The organism is Streptomyces sp. NPDC049541, assembly GCF_044465725.1.
GTDB lineage: Bacteria > Actinomycetota > Actinomycetes > Streptomycetales > Streptomycetaceae > Streptomyces.
On record NZ_JBITLY010000011.1, the window covers coordinates 169,897 to 185,187 of the forward strand.

The 15,291-nt window shown below is 69.5% G+C and carries 15 protein-coding genes and 4 pseudogenes; 11 read left to right on the forward strand and 8 right to left on the reverse strand.

The window, feature by feature from the left end:
• Positions 1 to 369: 369 nt before the first annotated feature.
• A complete protein-coding gene (locus ACIBW9_RS34245) occupies positions 370 to 1,026 on the reverse strand; it encodes a metal-dependent transcriptional regulator (protein ID WP_398960909.1) in 657 nt (218 codons plus the stop codon).
• A 7-nt stretch (positions 1,027 to 1,033) separates the two neighbouring features.
• On the opposite strand from ACIBW9_RS34245, the pseudogene ACIBW9_RS34250 reads away from it, so the two are divergent.
• Positions 1,034 to 1,339 (forward strand): annotated as a pseudogene (locus ACIBW9_RS34250) (FCD domain-containing protein); the annotation flags it as partial.
• Positions 1,340 to 1,608: 269 nt separating this feature from the next.
• Here the strand turns inward: ACIBW9_RS34250 and ACIBW9_RS34255 are convergent.
• Positions 1,609 to 1,770: pseudogene (locus ACIBW9_RS34255) on the reverse strand (response regulator); the annotation flags it as partial.
• A gap of 362 nt (positions 1,771 to 2,132) precedes the next feature.
• Between ACIBW9_RS34255 and ACIBW9_RS34260 the strand changes: the two are divergent.
• Positions 2,133 to 2,786, forward strand: coding sequence for a hypothetical protein (locus tag ACIBW9_RS34260; RefSeq protein WP_398960910.1), 654 nt, complete (start codon positions 2,133 to 2,135; stop codon positions 2,784 to 2,786).
• A 118-nt stretch (positions 2,787 to 2,904) separates the two neighbouring features.
• Here the strand turns inward: ACIBW9_RS34260 and ACIBW9_RS34265 are convergent, their stop codons facing one another.
• Positions 2,905 to 3,384: a hypothetical protein gene (locus ACIBW9_RS34265; protein ID WP_398960911.1), complete on the reverse strand. Its 480-nt coding sequence runs from the start codon at positions 3,382 to 3,384 to the stop codon at positions 2,905 to 2,907.
• A 363-nt stretch (positions 3,385 to 3,747) separates the two neighbouring features.
• Here ACIBW9_RS34265 and ACIBW9_RS34270 point away from each other — a divergent pair, with 363 nt between their 5' ends.
• The 6 genes from ACIBW9_RS34270 to ACIBW9_RS34295 all read left to right on the forward strand — a co-directional run bounded on the left by ACIBW9_RS34270 (position 3,748) and on the right by ACIBW9_RS34295 (position 6,614).
• The gene (locus ACIBW9_RS34270) at positions 3,748 to 4,257 is read left to right on the forward strand and encodes a hypothetical protein (RefSeq protein WP_398960912.1); all 510 of its coding nucleotides are present in this window, start codon (positions 3,748 to 3,750) and stop codon (positions 4,255 to 4,257) included.
• 93 nt (positions 4,258 to 4,350) lie between these two features.
• Positions 4,351 to 4,827 (forward strand): hypothetical protein, encoded by a 477-nt coding sequence (locus ACIBW9_RS34275; protein WP_398960913.1) that lies wholly within the window; start codon positions 4,351 to 4,353, stop codon positions 4,825 to 4,827.
• Positions 4,828 to 5,070: 243 nt separating this feature from the next.
• Positions 5,071 to 5,505, forward strand: a complete 435-nt coding sequence (locus ACIBW9_RS34280) for a helix-turn-helix domain-containing protein (RefSeq protein WP_398960914.1) — start codon at positions 5,071 to 5,073, stop codon at positions 5,503 to 5,505.
• A 33-nt stretch (positions 5,506 to 5,538) separates the two neighbouring features.
• On the forward strand, positions 5,539 to 5,976 hold the full coding sequence (locus tag ACIBW9_RS34285) for a VOC family protein (protein WP_398960915.1): 438 nt from the start codon (positions 5,539 to 5,541) through the stop codon (positions 5,974 to 5,976).
• A gap of 68 nt (positions 5,977 to 6,044) precedes the next feature.
• Positions 6,045 to 6,401 (forward strand): PRC-barrel domain-containing protein, encoded by a 357-nt coding sequence (locus ACIBW9_RS34290; RefSeq protein ID WP_398960916.1) that lies wholly within the window; start codon positions 6,045 to 6,047, stop codon positions 6,399 to 6,401.
• Between the two features lie 39 nt (positions 6,402 to 6,440).
• Positions 6,441 to 6,614, forward strand: a complete 174-nt coding sequence (locus tag ACIBW9_RS34295) for a hypothetical protein (protein WP_181922664.1) — start codon at positions 6,441 to 6,443, stop codon at positions 6,612 to 6,614.
• Positions 6,615 to 6,647: 33 nt separating this feature from the next.
• Here ACIBW9_RS34295 and ACIBW9_RS34300 read toward each other — a convergent pair whose 3' ends face one another.
• The 4 genes from ACIBW9_RS34300 to ACIBW9_RS34315 all read right to left on the reverse strand — a co-directional run bounded on the left by ACIBW9_RS34300 (position 6,648) and on the right by ACIBW9_RS34315 (position 11,748).
• Entirely contained in the window at positions 6,648 to 7,718 is a 1,071-nt protein-coding gene (locus ACIBW9_RS34300) for a YihY/virulence factor BrkB family protein (protein WP_398960917.1), read from the reverse strand.
• Positions 7,719 to 7,916: 198 nt separating this feature from the next.
• Complete coding sequence (locus tag ACIBW9_RS34305) at positions 7,917 to 8,570, reverse strand: hypothetical protein (RefSeq protein WP_398960918.1); 654 nt, start codon at positions 8,568 to 8,570, stop codon at positions 7,917 to 7,919.
• A 109-nt stretch (positions 8,571 to 8,679) separates the two neighbouring features.
• The gene (locus tag ACIBW9_RS34310) at positions 8,680 to 9,921 is read right to left on the reverse strand and encodes an MFS transporter (protein WP_398960919.1); all 1,242 of its coding nucleotides are present in this window, start codon (positions 9,919 to 9,921) and stop codon (positions 8,680 to 8,682) included.
• 261 nt (positions 9,922 to 10,182) lie between these two features.
• The gene (locus ACIBW9_RS34315; RefSeq protein WP_398960920.1) at positions 10,183 to 11,748 is read right to left on the reverse strand and encodes a cellulose binding domain-containing protein; all 1,566 of its coding nucleotides are present in this window, start codon (positions 11,746 to 11,748) and stop codon (positions 10,183 to 10,185) included.
• Positions 11,749 to 11,834: 86 nt separating this feature from the next.
• On the opposite strand from ACIBW9_RS34315, the pseudogene ACIBW9_RS34320 reads away from it, so the two are divergent.
• From ACIBW9_RS34320 to ACIBW9_RS34330, 3 genes and pseudogenes are all read left to right on the forward strand, one after another.
• Positions 11,835 to 12,055 (forward strand): annotated as a pseudogene (locus tag ACIBW9_RS34320) (helix-turn-helix domain-containing protein); the annotation flags it as partial.
• A 19-nt stretch (positions 12,056 to 12,074) separates the two neighbouring features.
• A pseudogene (locus ACIBW9_RS34325) lies at positions 12,075 to 12,326 on the forward strand (MFS transporter); the annotation flags it as partial.
• Between the two features lie 175 nt (positions 12,327 to 12,501).
• Positions 12,502 to 13,011 carry a hypothetical protein gene (locus ACIBW9_RS34330; protein ID WP_398960921.1) on the forward strand — a complete coding sequence of 170 codons (510 nt, stop codon included), beginning with the start codon at positions 12,502 to 12,504 and terminating at the stop codon, positions 13,009 to 13,011.
• 38 nt (positions 13,012 to 13,049) lie between these two features.
• On the opposite strand, the gene ACIBW9_RS34335 is transcribed toward ACIBW9_RS34330, so the two are convergent.
• The gene (locus ACIBW9_RS34335; protein WP_398960922.1) at positions 13,050 to 15,197 is read right to left on the reverse strand and encodes an MMPL family transporter; all 2,148 of its coding nucleotides are present in this window, start codon (positions 15,195 to 15,197) and stop codon (positions 13,050 to 13,052) included.
• Between the last annotated feature and the right edge of the window lie 94 nt (positions 15,198 to 15,291).

The following is a 15,291-nucleotide window of genomic DNA, read 5'->3' on the forward strand; positions in this document are numbered from 1 at the left end:
TGGTGGAGGCCCGCGCACGCCCAAGGCCGTAAAGTGCTCGAACGACCCAGCCCGACGGGACGCGACGGGACGCGTCGAGCGCGTTTTGCCGCGAGCGCAGCAGTCCGTCGAGCGCCTGCTGCCAGTCCCGGGGACCGACCGATGGCGAGTGCGGCCAGCACCATGCGAAGCAGCCGCCTCGCTTTGAGCTCCTGCGCTGAGAACACTCACCGAGGCAGCCGATGAGATGGCCGTGGATCACTTCGCTGAGCTGCACCGCATGCACGGGCTCATCGACGACACGCTCAGTCTGGCCCTCGGCCACGGTCGTGGTCGAGGGCCGTCCTCGTGCCCACACGGGCCACGGCAACGGGTCGGTGGCCGGTGGGCTCAACGCTTGGCCACCAGGACGTACGCGGCGGTCTGGGTGGTGAGTTCGGCGGCCTGGCCGCCGCTGCCGACTATCACGCCGCCGGGTGAGGCCGTCACGCTCACGACCGCACCGGGTTGCACTCCGGCGTGCCGCAGGCTGTGCATCAGTTCGGGGTCGGCCTGGATCGGCTCGCCGATGCGCCGCACGCCCGCGCTTGCGCCGTTGGGTCCCGGCTCCAGGGAGTTGAGGCTGACCACGCTCTCGTCGGGGAACGGATCCACGGTGGGCTTCTCGCCGAGCTCCTCCAGGCCCGGGATGGGGTTGCCGTAGGGCGACTGTGTCGGGTGCCGCAGCAGCTTGTGGATGCGGCGTTCGACGGCCTCGCTCATCACGTGCTCCCAGCGGCAGGCCTCGGCGTGGACCTGCTCCCACTCCAGCCCGATGAGCAGGCATTCGGCGAGCCGGTGCTTGCGCATGACGCGGACGGCGATCTGCCGGCCCTCCTTGGTCAGCTCCAGGTGCCGGTCGTCGGCGACGTGCAGCAGACCGTCGCGCTCCATGCGGGCGGCGGGCTGGCTGACGGTGGGGCCGCTGTGGTTCAGGCGCTCGGCGATGCGGGCGCGCAGGGGGGCCACGCCTTCCTCCTCGAGCTCCAGGATGGTGCGGAGATACATCTAGGTGGGGGCCTATTACAGCAGCGCGTGGTCCGAAGCCCACCGGGTCTTCCACCGCACCCTGCTGGAGGGTTGTGGCAACCCTGTGCTCCTGGAGACCTTCGACCGGATGTGGACCGCGAGCGAGCTTGCCCGCCGCTGGGCGACGCTCCGCATCGCCGAACGGGTAGGCATTGACGAGCACCGCCGACTGGAGGAGGCCGCGCTGGCCCGCGACGCCGACACCGCAGCCGATGTCCTGGCCCAGCACCTCACCCAGACGCCGGCCGCACTCACCGGCCGTACCCACCACGAAACTCCGACGGGCGCCTGACGTGCCCTACCCGCTCCGCCGGCGGATCAAGGCGGTGGAACGCCTGCACCACGCGGACTCTGCGTGTGTGGAGGTCGGAGGGCCGTCGTCCAGGTCGTCGAGTCCTGCGCGGTGACGACACGACACTCCGCTATTGGTGGGCTCGTTCGCACTTTCATGCGAACGCCGGCACATGGCACAGCCTGTCCTGTCTGCACCCTGTCACCTGCCGAGCCCCACGTCACGGGTCACGAGTCACGGGTCACGAGAGCGGCCTGGACCCGGTTGGAACCCGTCGGCCCGGCGGAGAGGGCGTTGTAGACGTGTTCGTCGAGATCGATGGTGGTCAGAGTGATCACCTTCGGCGGGTGGGGCACAGCGCGCAGGCGAGCAGTGGCGGCGATGCCGTCCATGCGGGGCAACCGCACATCAACGAGGGCGACGTTGGCGCGCTGCTGTGGCGTCGTGCCGTTGCCGGGACTCGGCGGAACGGGTGCGGTGAGGAGTCTGGCAAGGACGCCGTCGGGCGAGGGACGAAGTGCGCTCCCATCTCCCAGCGCACCGCATGGGACAGGACTGCGGTCACCGGCGTCGTTGAGGTAGCACTCGGGACGCAGCCTTGGTTGGCGCCATCCACGGAAGTGCGGCCGCTGGGCGGAACAATCTGCTCCCCGTGTCCGTACTATCTCTACACGCCACGCCCTGTGCTGCGGTGGCGCCGATGTCGTCCTGCAGCACACAGGGGCCACTCCCCCGGGCTCACAGCGGCCGCCGCGGGCCCGTTTCGGCCGCGACCTCAAGAAAGGTCGGCATCATGCCCGAGAACACGACCACTTCGACGGAACTGACCTCGCAATACGCTGCCCAGGTCACCAGTGACCTCGAGCGCAACCTCAAAGAGCAGGAACGCATCAGCGGGGAAATCGCAACGCTGCAGGAGCAGTTGGCCACCTTGCAGCACGACCACACCGTGCTGACGAACATGCAGCAGGCACTCGGCATCACTCTCCGCCCCGACAAGTCCACCACCGCGCCCGAACAAGCCGCCGTGCCCGCTCCGCGCAAGAAAGCCGCCACCCGGTCGAGTGGCACCGCCCGCGCCAAGAAATCCAGCGCTGCGCCCAGCCGCACGCGAACACGAAAGCCGGCCGGCAAGGCCCCGGCGGCAGCTACGCCAACGACACAGCCCTCGCTGGTCGAGCTGATCCGCCAACACCTCGCCGGGCAGAGCGAACCGCGCTCCACGGCCGAGGTTGCCACTGCCCTCGGCCAGGCCCACCCCGACCGCGGGATCAAGAACACCGTGGTGCGCACAACCCTGGAAAACCTCGTCGCCAGGGGCCAGGCCCAGCGCACCAGGCAGGGCAACTCCGTCTACTACGTCGCCCCCGAGACCGGCGCGCCCACGCCGTCCGCCCCGGCCTCATCACAGCAGCAAGAGGAGGCTCAATCTGAGGAAGCGCAGTAACCGGGCCGAGGTCGGCAGCGCCCAGCCCTCTGAGGGAACGGTTGAGTCGTTGCGAGCCGGATGTGAGGAACCCTCAGGACGGCTTCCGCGCCGGGACGTGAAGGGGCGTTCCCTACCGTCAGTACCAGCGGACGAGGCCAGCCGCGCCCTGCCCGGTGCGGGCAGCGTGGCGGAGAACGCGCAGGGGGCCCTCCAGGAGTTCCTCGGCATCGTGGTCGGGATCGTCTCCCAGACCGGTCATCCACCGGTGGATCCGCTCGACTGCAGCACGCCGCTGGGCTCCGGTCAGGGCAAGGGCCTCCTCGGCCGCGGGGAGCTGGGCGCGAACCTCCTCGGCGTGCAGCAGGAAGTCCCCGAACCAGCCCGGTAGCCGCAGCACCGCATCGGGACCGAGCGCGTAGGCCAAGGCCGAGAAGGGGCTGGCTTTGCGTGCCACGGCGGTGAACAGACCCGCGTCTCCCTTGGGCGGGAACTCGTCCATAACAGCGTCGCCCAGCGCCTCCGCCGCATCGGAGTCGTCATAGCAGTTGTCGAAGAATGCGCTCAGCCGGAAGGCGTCGTCGTGAGCGACCCAACTGCCGGGAGAAGTCTTGGACACGCTGAACAGGGACTCCGCTGCCCTGCTCCGCCACCAAGCCAGTGCGTCGTCCGCATTCGGGACCTGAACCGCCGCTTGCAGCAGCTCTTTTGTCTTTTGATCAGGCAGCGTCCCGATGACCCACACACCCATGACGCTCAACTCAGCCTCCGTTCCAGGCTCGACCCCGACCCCTGATCATGCACGACCCCGGCTCGATCACCGAGACGCTAACGGCACTTCTGGCTCCACCACCGCTGAACGACTTCGGCCTCGCCGCCGTCTCAGCAGCGGGTGGCGCGGGCTCAGATGCCCGACTGCGGCGTGCCGCTGGCCAGCAGGCCGACACACAGTTCGGCACCCTGCGCGTATGAGGTGACGTCCATGTCCCGACCTCCGCACCGCGGACACGTTCCCCGCCTGCCCCGGGCCGGCGGCGCATGGCTCGCCAATGTTCCGGCTCTCCTTGCCGTCCTGGTGGTGGGAGCGACCGGCTGCTCGCAGCCGGACGTCCGCAGCGGCGCGCCCCCGCTGACGCTGTGCGGGGTCACCTTCTGGAGCGGCGCCGAGGGCATTGGCACGACCCAGCTGAACAGGTCCACCCGCGGAATGCCGTCCGCTCCGGCCGGCCACCGGCTCCCCGCCCCGACCGCCCGGGACGCGAGCGGTCCGCCGCCCCGCGTCGTCTCCGTCTCCTCCGACTGCTCCCACGGCCGTACGGTCGTTGTCACTCCCGCTTCCTCGGTGCGCGTCCGCAAGGCGGCGAAGGACAGCGCCGGCCGCATCGTCGCCCTCTCCCTCGTCCCGACGCAGCCCGGCACCCCCGCCAAGGTGCACATCTACGCCTACGACGGCACCCGCCCCACCGGCCAAGTCCTCACAACGGTGGGGTGATACCCGCGGCGGCCGCTGGTCATCAGCTGAACAGCGGCTTCACCATCGAGGGCGAGCATTTCGACCGATCTCAAAGATCGACGGCGTGGGACGATGACCGCCATGTCAGGTCAGGTCTGGGTGTCACTCATATCCTTGGGCGGCGTCGTTCTCGGCGGTTCGTTGTCCTACATGGTCCAGCACAGAACTCAGCTCTCGGCGGAACGTGCGGAACGGCAACGGCAGCAGATCGCCTTGTCGGAGGCCCGGCGGGCGGAACGGCTGGCGCTGCTGGAGCGGTTCGTCGAGGTGGGGGCCGAAGCGGAACGCGCGGCGTTCAGCAGGCCGGCCGAGTGGGACGACTCCCACGACTGGTTCCTGACCACCCGCGAGGTGATGAACAGGCTCTGGGTCGCCGAACGGCTCATCCGTATCCAGTTCCCGCTGCCTGTGCATGACGCGGCACGCGCATACTTCCTCGACCTCAACCGGACCGTATGGGAAGGCCTGCCCGATGGTGAGAGCGTGCGCGACTACCTGGAGGACAATCGGCTGGCGTTCCTCGACGCAGCTCGTGCGGTCATGGGCTAGTGCGCGGCCGGCATCTACCGAGGCCGGGAACCCAGCGCCACCGACCGGCCCTCTCCCGGCGACACAACCCATCCGACCGGTGATGCTCCCGCCGCTCCCGTGAGGTCCCCACGCTGACCGCTTTCGGACCTCGCCCCGGACGCATCGGGCGAGAGCCCCGCCGGCCAGACCGCCGAAGAAGCCATCGGCGCCTCGGTACCTTCTCCCGCCGCAGCGACCTACCGCTGACCCCACAATGGTCGTGTGGTCCACGTCCCGATCGGTCGTCATCTGCTCCGCGCCAAGGATCTCGCGGACGCCCGCTACAGCGAGCCGCTCACCGTCGCAGACATGGCGGCGGCCGCCGCGCTGTCCCCCGCCCACTTCAGCCGCTGCTTCAAGGCCGCGTTCGGCGAGTCGCCGCACCAGTATCTGCTGACCCGCCGCCTCGAACGGGCCGCCGCGCTGCTGCTTGCGACCGACTGGACGGTGGCCGCGGTCGGGGTCGCCGTCGGCGCGCAGAGCATCGGCTCGTTCACGACGAGTTTCCGCCGGATGTACGGGACGACCCCGCAGGCCTACCGGGCGGCTCATCCGCCCGCCGCACGGCATGTGCGGATCCCCCGCTGTGTGGCGATGGCCTATGCACGGCCGCAGCACCGCACGTTTCGAGAAGACACACCATCGGCGACTGCCTAGCGTCGTTCCCAGGCAATCGACCAAGGAGCGGCCATGGCCACGATCAAGATAGCCAATGCTCAGTTCTGGGTGCACGACCAGGACGAGGCGCTTGACTTCTACACCACCAAGCTCGGCTGGGAGGTCAGGGCGGACGTGACCATGGAGGCATGGAGCTTCCGCTGGTTGTGTGTCGCTCCGCCCGGCGCTGACGGCCCGGCGCTGGTGCTGATGCCCGTACCGGGGCAGCCGATGCTGGATGAGGCGAGCAGTGCCCAGCTGTCCGATCTGGTGGCCAAGGGCGCGGGCGGCACACTGTTCCTGGAGACCGACGACTGCAAGGCCGCCTATGACGAGCTGTCCGCCCGAGGGGTCGAGTTCAACGACCCGCCGACCGTGCAGCCGTACGGAATCGACACGTCCTTCCGCGATCCCTCGGGCAACAACATCCGGCTCACACAGGTACTGGAATTCGATCCGGAGCGGCACTGACGACGCCGCGGCTGTCGGCGGGGACATCAGGGACACGATCAGGGGTACACCTCAGATGGAGGTCCGTGATGTTCGAGGCAGGCGACATTCGTGAATGGCGTGGTCACGGCGTGGTCGACCCCAGCGGTCACAAGATCGGCACTCTGGAGGCCGTCTACGTCGACACCGCGACCGACCAGCCCTTCTTCGCCACGGTGACCGTGGGTCTTCCCACCCGTCGGCGCCTGGTCTTCGTGCCGCTGTCCGGTGCGACCGTGGGGCCGGGCTATCTCAAGATCGCTCATCCGAAGGACGTGGTGAGGAAGGCTCCCGCGATCGACACCGACGGTGAGTTGCCTGCCGAGGACGAGCCGGGGATCTTCGCGCACTACGAACTCGACTACGCCCCGGGATCTGGCGGTGAACGCCGCCTGGCCCGTCGCTGACCGCAACGCCGAGAAGGCGATGACGCCACTGGAGCACCGATGAGTCTCTTTCTGTTCCTCGTCCTCGTGGCCCTCGTTCTGGGCATCATCGGATTCGCCGCGCACGGTCTGTTCTATCTGCTGATCATCGGCGCCGTCGTGCTGCTCGCCGACCTCACCTACGGCGCTGTGCGCTTCCGGCGTGGCGGCAGGAAGCACCGCCTGGCGCGCTGACCGCGACAACAACTCCAGGCGCCGGCCGCCCGGTCACATGTCACCCAGGCGGCGGACGTCCTCCTCGTCCCAGGTCCGCGTGTCGCGCGGCTGGGTGTAGGGCTCGGCCTCGGGCGGAAGTCCGCCGGCGATGGCCCGCTGCCGCACGCTCTCGGCGTCGAACTCCAGGCCCAGGAGGATCGCGAGGTTGCTGATCCACAGCCAGACGAGGAAGACGATGACCCCGGCCATGGTGCCGTAGGTCTTGTTGTACGAGGCGAAGTTGGCGACGTAGAAAGCAAACCCGGCGGAGGCGGCCAGCCAGATCAGCAGGGCCAGCAGGCTGCCCGGCGTGATCCACCGGAAGCCCTTGACCTTGGCGTTCGGGGTGGCCCAGTACAGGATCGCGATCATGACGGTGACCAGCAACACCAGAACGGGCCACTTGGCGATCGACCACACTGTCAGCGCGGTGTCCCCGATCCCGAGCGCCTGCCCGGTCTGGCGGGCCAGCCCACCGGTGAAGACCACGATCAGCGCGCTCATCACCGCCAGCACCATGAGCACCACCGTCACACCGACACGCACCGGCAGGATCTTCCACACCGGACGGCCCTCCGGCATGTCGTAGACGGCATTCGCAGCGCGGATGAAGGCGGCCACGTACCCGGACGCCGACCACACCGCCAGCACGATGCCGACCAGGGCCATCACCGAGCCGGTCCCGGCGTTGTTCTGCAGCTGTTCGACGGCCCGCGTGATGATGTCGCGTGCCGAGCCGGGGGTCAGCTGCCTGATGTTGGTCAGCACCTTGTCGGTGGCCGACCTGCCGGTGATTCCCAGCAGGGAGACCAGCACCAGGAGGGCCGGGAACAAGGACAGCACGCCGTAGTAGGTCAGCGCCGCGGCCCGGTCCGCCAGTTCGTCGTCCTTGAACTCCTTGAGGCTGCCTTTGAGTACGGCGGCCCAGGCGCCCTTCGGCAGCTTCGCAGGCGTGTCCGGAGCAGCGCGTTCGACGTCCCCGTCCGGTCCTGCCTCCTCCGGCGACGGCACCGGCGTCCGGGATGCCGGGGCCTCCTCGGGGCTGTGCTGGTGTTTCCGGCCTGGAAGATGCAGCTTGGTCATACCCGCCGGGTATCCCCCCGGCGCCCGCTCAAGCCGACGCGCGTCCGCCGGGGACGGGAGCGGGCGCGGCCGCATCCGCTGTGGCTGGTCGATCAGCTTGCGCGCCCGTCCTTCTCGGCTATTGGCTTGGGTCCATCGGGTGGTCCAGGGTGAATACGGTGATCCACTCGGCGTCCGCGGCGTGGTAGCCGAGGCCGGTCAGGGTCTCGGAGGCGGGGCGCGCATGTGCCCGGCGCCGTAGACGACGGCGATGGTGAACGGTCCGGTCCGTCCCGCGTAACCCCGGTCGAAGTCGGTCAGGGCATCGGCCAGCAACCGGTCGCGGCGCCGGAGGACCAAGTCGTCCAGGCCCGGCCAGAAGTCCGCCACGGCCTGCTCGCTCTCGCTCATCAGGTCCTCCACGGCGAGGTGCCGGGCGAGCCAGCGACGCGTCCCCAGCAGCCGCATGCCGGCCGTCACGGCCGGCACGACCGTGGCCACCATCGCACGTTCCTTCAGGGGCAGCCGGCGGAACCCTTCCTGGAATTGCGCACCGCTCATGTCGGGGCACACCACGGGCAGCCCGAGCGACGCGAAGTCGATGTCCTGCACGACCAGACCCAGGCGTTCATGACCGTCCAGCCGCTCGTACGACGCGATCAGGGCGTCGGCGCCGGGCGAGCCTTCCCCGACTCCCTCGGCGGCCACCAGGTCGCAGTCGCGGCGCAACCGTGCCACCACTTCCCGGTAGAAGGCGGCCTCCCCGAGGTGAACCATGGGAAAGAGCACGAAGGTCAGCCCCGCCCCCGGCCGCGTGAACCTGATGACGGCCGATCGCACCCCGGCCAGGCCGGTCACCTCGATGAACTGCACGTCCGCCCCCTCTGCGCCCGCCTCTCCCCCACAACACGCCGGGACCCGCCTCCGGGGTTGCCGGCTCACGGTTGCGGGCGGCCGGCAAAGGGGACGCCGAGAGGGGCCGCTACCTCCGCTCGCCGGGCGTTCCCGACGCTTGGGCTGCCGTGGCGTGTTCCGTTTCCGTCGAGGTTTCCGCGGAGGAAGTGATCACCTCGGAGTGTCGGCCGCCCCGGTCCATGAGGCCGCCCGTGAAAGCGAGGCCGAAGCCGGCCACCGCGAGGGCGGCGCCGACGAGGTTGGGGGAAGCCCAGCCCCAGCCTGCCGAGATGGCCAGTCCGCCGAGCCAGGCGCCACCCGCGTTGGCCAGGTTGAAGGCGGAGTGGTTGGAGGCCGCGGCCATCGTCGGCGCGTTCTTCGCCTTGGCCATGAGGAGCATCTGGACGGGCGTGGTGACCAAGGCGCCCATCGCACCGATGAAGGGGATCGTCGCCAGGGCGGGGACGGTGCTGTGGACGGTGAAGTAGAAGGTCACCAACGCTGCGGCGAGCAGGGCGAGGCCCCCGTAGAGCGTCGGGCGCAGGGCGCGGTCCGTGAGGGGGCCTGCGATCAGTGTGCCGAGCGTCATGCCGACGCCGTACAGCGCGAGGACCAGAGTGGTCGAGGAGTCGGAGATGCCCGTGAGGTGTGTCAGCATCGGCACCAGGTAGCTGTAGACGGCGAAGAATCCGCCGAATCCCACCACGGCGGTGGCCAGGCCGATCGCGACCTGCCTGTTGCCCATGGCCCGCAGCTCGTGCCGGATGCCGGACTGGCTGCCTCGGGGCTGGTGGGGGACGAAGAGGGCCAGCGCGGCGAGGGCGACGAGGCCGATGACGGCCACAGCACCGTAGGCGGACCGCCAGCCGAAGTGCTGACCGAGAGCGGTGCCGGCGGGCACGCCGACGATGTTCGCGACGGTCAGTCCGAGAAACATCCTGGAGACGGCGCGGGCGGCTCGCTCGGGGGCGACCAGCCGGGAAGCGACGACCGCGCCGACGCCGAACAGGGCGCCGTGCGGCAGCCCGGCCAGGAAACGCGCGGCGAACAGCAGACCGAAGTCGGGTGCGAGTGCGGAGGCGATGTTGCCGACCACGAACAGCCCCGACAGGAGCAGCAGGAGCCGTTTGTGCGGTATGCGTGCCCCGATGCCGGTCAGTACGGGGGCACCGACGACGACACCGAGCGCGTATGCCGACACGAGGTTGCCGGCGTGCGGCACCGACACGCCCACGCCGTCGGCGATCTGGGGCAGCAGCCCCATCGTGGCGAATTCGGTGGTGCCGATGCCGAAGGCGACGACAGCCAGGGCCAGCAGAGCCAGAGGCATGGTGCGGGTGAACCTTTCAACGCAAGCAGTGCAGGGACCAGGGAGCGGAGAACCGCCGAGGTCGTCCAGATCCCACGGCCGGCCGCGTCGAGCACCATTGCCCTGCGCACCCCCAAGCAGGGCGAGCCCATGAACTGTGCAGCAGCGGCAGGACACCGCGCATTCCAAGATCGGGCCGCAACCTGACGTGATCTACGTCATCCCACCGTTGCGTCGATCAGACCGTCCGCGCCCGCCCGAGGGGTGGGCGCGGACGCAGCTTCAGCCGGTGTAGGCGGCGAAGATCTTCGCGAACTCGTAGGGGGACTGGGTGATGTTGGTGCACTGGTACAGCGCGCCCGTGCAGGCGTTGCGGTCCCGGGTGGCCTCCCAGAAGGCGAGCTCTCCCAGGTGCTTGCCCTGGGCGAAGGAGACCAGCTGGCGGGCGTCGGCCTGGTCGTAGATGTGGCCGTCGTCGTTCTGTCCGAGCATCGGTGTCACTCCGACCATCGCCCAGAGCCGGGCATCGGTCCTGCTCGGGTAGAGCGACTTCAGTTGGGTGAAGGTGCTCTGTGCGGCCTGGACGGCGGCGTCGCCGTAGTCGACGCTGCGGTAGTAGTCCATGGCCATGACGTTCACCACGTCCAGGTCGACTCCGGCGTCGCGCGCCGACTGCACCACGTTCAGGCCGTCCGAGGTCAGCCCCTCCGGCAGGACGGGCAGCGTCAGGGAGATCCGCAGCCCCGGGTGGGCCTGCTGCAGGCGCGCCAGGGCCTGGGAGCGGCGGGCGACGGAGGCCGGGTCCGCGGTGGCCGCGCCCTCGATGTCGAAGTCGACGTACTTCAGGCCGTAGGCGGTCACCACCGCGTTGTACTCGGCGTACAGCGCGTCCACCGAGCCACAGGCCTGTGCCAGTTCGATTCCGCCGGCGCCGCCGAAGGAGACCTTGACGTCTCCCCCGGCGGCCCGGATGGCGTCGATCTGGTCCTTGGCCCAGCCGTCGCGCGGGTCGTAGGCGTTGAACCACATCGCCTTGCAGCCGGAGGCGGTGATGAAGGCCATCGTGTAGTTCTTCACGCCGCTCGCCGAGGCCATGTCGGGCATGCTCGGCGTGGGCCACGCCCCCATGTCGATGTACGGGGCGGTGAACAGACCGCCGCTCGGCGGCTGACCGCCGGCGGAGGTCATGCCGCTGACGGCCGCGGAGTAGGCGGACACGTTCCCCGCCGCGTCGCGGGCGCGCACGCGGAAGGTGTAGCTCGTGGCGGCCTGCAGGCCGGTGGCCGTGTAGGAGGTGCCGGTCACGGTGACGGGCGTGCCGCCGTCGCGCGAGATCTCGTAACCGGCGACGGATCCCGAGTCGTCGGTCGCGGCGCTCCAGCGCACGGTCAGGGAGGAGGCGGTCGCGGAGCCGACGGTCACTGCGGCCGGGACACTGGGCGGTGTGGCGTCGGTGCTCGAACCACCCGTGCAGGACGCCCCGTTGAGCTTGCAGCCGGTGGGTGTCCCGGCGCCGTTGGACACCCACCCGAAGGAAGCGGAAGCACCCGGCGCCAGGGTGCCGTTGTACTCACGGTTCTTGAAGACGTAGTGGCTGCCGCTCTGGGTCAGCAGTGCGTCCCAGTACGAGCCGACGGTGGTCCCGGAGGGCAGGTCGAACTCGACGCTCCAGCCGGACAGGGTGGTGCTGCCGGCGTTCGTGATGGAGTACGCGCCCTGGTAACCGCCGTCCCATGTCGACGTCTTGGAGAAGGCGGCGCTGGGTGTGCCCGCGGCGGAGGCGGGAGGCGACAGGACCAGGAGGAGCAGCCCGGTGAACAGGGTGAGAAGTACCGATGGTCTTCGCATGTGCTGCCTCCACTGGGGGCGGGTGGGCGCCGGGTTGACGCATGAAGCCGCAGAGTTGGTCCATACCAATCCTCTGACATGTACATATCGACCGGGGACCCCGCCGTCAAGCAGGGGGTCCGCGTGCCCGGGCCCACCCGGTGCGTGTGCACCTGGTCGGGCTGCTGCGGAAGTACGGGCCGTCGACGGCCACCCGTCTCGCGGAGCGGCTGGGCGTCAACTCCGGACCGCTGGCTACCACCTGCGTCAGCTCGGCGCGGCCGGTTTCGTCGAGGAGGACACGGAACGCGGCAGAGCACGCGAGCGATGATGGCGCTCGGTGCATCAGAATCAACGCGCTCGGTGACTCGCCGGCCTGGGCCGGTATCCCTCTCGGCGGACTGCTCGCCGGGGCGGCGGTGGCCTCCGCCGGACTCGTGCCGGTGCTGCTCGCCTGCGGGACCGTGTACTTCCTCACGAGGAACCTCACGGGACTGCGGCCCGAATGGCGCGAGATGGACCGTCCCGGTGGACGAGGCTTCGTCGCGCCGCATGCCGACGAAACCTCTTCACACGGCAGCGCGAACGTCACGACATGACATGGACAGGAGGGGCGCCCCCTTACGCTTTCTGGCTTCCCACATGCCATGACCAGCCCCTGCCGTCCGCGCGGCGGGCATGAATCCGGCAGTACTGCTGTTCCACCACTGGACGCCTGCCACCACAACCCCGGCCGGCGTCCCCCAGGAACAGGCGAGAACGGGAACGGGCGGCATGAGCGACACACAGACCGGCAACCGCATACGGGCTGCTGTACCGGCTCCGGACAACGATCTGCTCGAGCGGGCCCGCCGGCACCGGCGGCACACCCTGGAACTGCTGACCGTCTGCGCCGTCGCTCTCGTCCCCTGGACCGTGCTGCTGGCAGTGACCCTGCCCTCCGGGTACCAGGTCCATCACTGGCGCGTGACCTGGGTCGGGTTCGACGTCCTGCTCGTGGTCGGGATGGCGTCCACCGTGCTCCTGGGGTGGCTGCGGCACCGCGCCGTCATCGTGGCGGCTGTCGCAACGGCCCTGCTGTTGATCTGCGACGCGTGGTTCGACGTGTCTCTCGCCTTCGGCACCCCGGAGATCTGGCTGTCGTCGGCACTGGCCGTGTTCGCCGAACTCCCTCTGGCCTTCTATCTGATCCGCCGGGTGACGGGGATGATCTCGCTGGCGCAGTGGCCCTCCGCGAAGGCGGAGGCGTGCAATGACGAGCAGGCCACCGACCGGGACGCCTGACGGATCCGCCGCACGGCGGCCACCTGCACCGCCGGGGTTCAGCCCGTGCGCTGATCCGCCGCGGGCGTCACATTCTCCGGATGCGGATACGAGGGCGCCACCCGCAGCAGGCGGGCCGCCCAGGCAGGCAGATGCCAGTTCCACGGGCCGAACAGCGAAACCAGCGAGGGAACCAGCAGCATCCGCACGATGGTCGCATCCAGCAGGATGCCGATGCCAAGGCCCGTCGCCAGCGTCTTCAGATCGGTGCCGGGGCCGGAGGCGAGCGCGGCGAAGGCGAGGAAGAGGATCAGGGCGGCGCTGGTGACCAGCCGGCCGGTGCGGCCGAGGCCCTCGATCACGGCGGCGTCGGTGGAGCGGCCGGTGTCGTACTCCTCCCGGATGCGGGAGAGGATGAACACCTCGTAGTCCATGGACAGTCCGAACAGGAACGCGAAGACCATCAGCGGGATCCAGAACGTGATCGCGCCGGTGGCCGCGATGCCGAAGACCGTGTCGGACCCGTGACCGTCCTGCCAGAAGATCACCATCAGGCCGAGGGTCGCCGCGAGGGAGACCAGGTTCAGCAGGACCGCCTTGAGCGGCAGCAGCAGCGAGCGGAAGGCGCGCACCAGCAGGACGTACGTCAGCAGCGCGATGATGGTGAGCATCAGTGGGAAGTTGCCGTAGACGGCATGCATGAAGTCGATCTGTGCCGCGCCGATGCCGGCGACACCCAGGACGCCGGGCAGTCCGTCCGCGGCGGTCTTGACCCGTTTGACCACGCCCACGCTCTTGGAGTTCACGGTCTCGTGGTCGGGGATGACGACGACGACGCTCTGCCCGGCGCGGTCGCCTGCCGGTCCGGACGGCACGAACACGCTGCTCACACCGTCGATGCCGGCGAACTTCGCGGCGGCCGTGCGGGCCTGGTCGGTGCGGACCAGGACCTCCATGGGGGTCAGGGCGCCGGTCGGCACGCCGCCGCGTTCCAGGGTCTGCAGGCTCTCGTAGGCCGGGCCGCTCCTGGCCAGTGACTCGGAGGAGGCGAGACCGATCTTGATGCCGAGGAAGACTCCGGTCAGTGCGAAGAGTGCGCCCAGCGCCGTGGCGGCGGCGATCCAGCGGCGCCGTACGACAGCAGTGGTCCACCGGCTCCAGAAGCGGCTGGCCCGGTTCTCGTGCCGGATCTTCGGCCAGTCGGCCCTCGGTCCGATGCCGCCCAGGATCGCCGGGGTGAGCGTGAGCGTCGTCAGCACGCTGGCCAGGGGGATGAGTGCTCCGCCGTAGCCCATGCTCCGCATGAACGGGACCGGCAGGACGACCAGTGCCAGCAGTCCGATCGCGACGGTGACGCCGCTGAACAGCACGGCGTGCCCGGCGCGTTCCATCGCGACGACGACCGCGTCGTGGTTGTCCCGACCGTGGTCGCGCTCCTCGCGCCAGCGGGTGACGAACAGCAGTGAGTAGTCGATCGCCACGCCCAGGCCGATGAGGGCGACCAGGAACTGCACGATGAACGACACATCGGTCGCATAGGTGAGCGGCAGCAGCATCACGAAGGTCGCGAGGATCGACACCGCGGCCACCACCAGCGGCAGCAGGGCCAGGAAGGACGCGAACACGAAGGCGAGCACGGCCAGAGCTCCGACGGCACCGAGAAGCGTCTCCCCGAGGACGCCCGGCCCGCCGCCGTTGTCGCCGCCGGAGGCCAGCACGTCCTCCCCCGTCACGCCGACCGCAGATCCCGCCGGCACGGCGTGCTGCGCGGCCGACCGGATGGGATCGGTCAGCAGCTTCTGGCTGGGTGACGGGTTGAACCGGTAGAACACCAGGGCGTAGGCCGTGCGGTCGTCCTTCGTCCGGAACGCCTTGTCCCCGGTGTTCGCCTCGTCGATCACCCGTAGGCCGGGGGCGGCTGTGCCGACGGCCGTGAACGCCCGCCCGACGTCCTTCTCGTGACCGGTGACCGTCTGCCCTGCGGGGAGCGTGACGGAGACCAGATAGGGGTTCGTGTCGCCGCCGCTGCCGAAGGCGCGCTCGATGCGGTGGGCCGTCACCGTGCCGGGCTGTCCGGGCAGGGAGAAGTCGATCGTCAGCCGGTTGGTCGTCCGGCCCGCCAGGAGGATGCCGGCGACGAGCACCAGTCCCCAGAACCCCACAACCGCCTTGCGATGCCGCAGAACGAACTCGGCCCACCGCCGCATGCCCGGGCCCTCCCCACGTTGTAGGTTGCGGGAGTTTAGCGCTATGCACCCTTCCTTCACTATCAGGCGAATCGATGACTTTTGATGCGTTCCA